A 1126-nucleotide genomic window follows, 5' to 3' on the forward strand; every position below is an offset into this window, starting at 1 on the left:
ATGCAAGAGCGTATGCAGAAGGCGCAAGAGCAGCTGGCTCAGATGGAAGTGACCGGTGAAGCCGGTGCTGGCATGGTCAAGGTCACCATGACCGGTAGCCACAGCGTCCGTCGCATCGAGATCGACCCCTCCCTGATGGAAGATGACAAGGAGCTGCTGGAAGATCTGGTCGCCGCCGCTTGCAACGATGCCGTGCGTCGTGTGGAAGAGCAGAACAAGGCCAAGATGGGCGAACTGACCGGTGGCATGCAACTGCCGCCAGGCTTCAAGATGCCGTTTTAAGGTTTAAATTTTTAAGAAATCAATTTGTTATGCCAATCCTTTTCGCTCGTGGGTTGTATATGGGCCAGCTTGGCCCCGTTTTCTGCCACTGCGGTCCTGTCGTCAGGATTGTCGCTGGTCACCCATCGGTCGTAGATGGTGCGGAGTATTCCCCGGCCATCAGGAGCATTGAGGCATAACAATGACGCAGCTGACACGGTTCTCCATGTGTCAGCTGCGTTTTTCTTGGCACGCACCCCAATAGCTCGGTGCCGTTCATCATTCATTCCTTCCCATCAAAATGTGCTGGTAGCACATGCGTATGATCTCCCCATGTGGCGCATGCCCTGTCTCGAATGCCTTCCCATTTAGTTGAGACTTTTCATCACGTAGCGTGCAACGACGAAAGCCTATGAAGGGTGATAAGGAGCAGAGCCAGCGGGCCAGTGAAGATATCCTCCTCGTGTCCAGGCCTGCCAAGAGGGATAACACGACAGCGCTGATACAAGGTCTTAGGAGGCTTCTGCAGCCAGCTCAGCACGCATCTCTGATGCCGCTCTCAGTATCGGCAGGCCAATCATGGCGAGCACCACCATAGATAGCCCTGAAGCAATCGCCACCCCGAAGCCGGCGCGCGCACCATAAGCATCGATGACAAGGCCAGCCAGCATCCCGCCAAGGGCGACCCCGATACTGATGCCGGTCGTCATCCAGGTCAGCCCTTCGGTGAGCTTGGCGGGTGGCACAATGAGGGTGCCAAGATTCATCACGATGACCATCGTTGGGGCGAACGAGAGGCCTGCGATGAAGATCACTCCGGCCATGATATAGACGTTGGGCGCGAGGATCGGTAACAGGGCGGTTC

The 1126-nt window shown here is 56.3% G+C and carries 2 protein-coding genes; one reads left to right on the top strand and one right to left on the bottom strand.

The window, feature by feature from the left end:
• On the top strand, positions 1-282 hold a 282-nt coding region (locus LD28_RS0100015), incomplete at its 5' end, for a YbaB/EbfC family nucleoid-associated protein (protein ID WP_033134989.1).
• A gap of 491 nt (positions 283-773) precedes the next feature.
• Here the strand turns inward: LD28_RS0100015 and LD28_RS23300 are convergent.
• Positions 774-1126: MFS transporter (locus tag LD28_RS23300; RefSeq protein ID WP_033134990.1), on the bottom strand; the 353-nt coding region annotated here is incomplete at its 5' end.

The sequence above is a fragment of the Aeromonas finlandensis genome, assembly GCF_000764645.1.
Taxonomy (GTDB): Bacteria; Pseudomonadota; Gammaproteobacteria; order Enterobacterales; family Aeromonadaceae; genus Aeromonas; species Aeromonas finlandensis.